The organism is Leifsonia sp. SIMBA_070 (assembly GCF_046534635.1).
Classification (GTDB): Bacteria; Actinomycetota; Actinomycetes; order Actinomycetales; family Microbacteriaceae; genus Leifsonia.
The window spans coordinates 1-252 of sequence record NZ_JAWRYK010000620.1; the positions used below are offsets into that span (position 1 = coordinate 1).

The window sequence follows — 252 nt, forward strand, 5'->3', positions numbered from 1 at the left end:
GGCCTTGGAGCAGAGGCGGCCGAACTTCATCGTCTTGACCGCCGCGCCGGGCAGGGCCGCCAGCGTGCGAAAGAAGCGCGGCCACGCGGCCATCAATTCGCGCATGACCGGGTGGGCGCTGGCGACCCACAGGCCGCCTTCGCCGCGCCTGACGCCGATGGCGAGCAGCGCGGCGTCCTCGCCGTCGGCGACCAGGTCGCCGACGATGCGGCCGTCATGCTCTGCGCTCAAGAGCGCCGCAAGACACGCTTC

General features: G+C 72.2%; 1 protein-coding gene. It reads right to left on the reverse strand.

The genetic code is table 11. From position 1 onward, the window contains the following. On the reverse strand, positions 1 to 231 hold a 231-nt coding region (locus SB754_RS21710), incomplete at its 3' end, for a hypothetical protein (RefSeq protein WP_410784384.1). Positions 232 to 252 lie beyond the last annotated feature (21 nt).